Raw genomic sequence first — 246 nt, forward strand, 5'->3', positions numbered from 1 at the left:
ACCAAACACCCTTGATGCTCCATCGGCTGAAGCGCCGGAACACGCTGTTCCAATCGCCGAAGACCTCCGGGAGATCGCGCCAGGGAGACCCCGTACGCACGATCCACAGCACTCCTTCAACGAACATCCGGTTGTCGCGTCCAGTCGAGCCCTTCTGGTCAGGCCGGCCGATGATCAGCGGCGCCATCCGCTCCCAGCCTGCGTCGCTCAACACCAAACGATCCATCACACCCAAGACTGCCTCCC

The 246-nt window shown here is 62.6% G+C and carries 1 protein-coding gene; it reads right to left on the reverse strand.

Annotated features, from left to right (window positions below):
- On the reverse strand, positions 1–235 hold a 235-nt coding region (locus FNJ47_RS47685), incomplete at its 3' end, for a transposase (RefSeq protein ID WP_163163696.1).
- Positions 236–246 lie beyond the last annotated feature (11 nt).

It is taken from the genome of Bradyrhizobium uaiense, assembly GCF_010811875.1.
GTDB lineage: Bacteria > Pseudomonadota > Alphaproteobacteria > Rhizobiales > Xanthobacteraceae > Bradyrhizobium > Bradyrhizobium uaiense.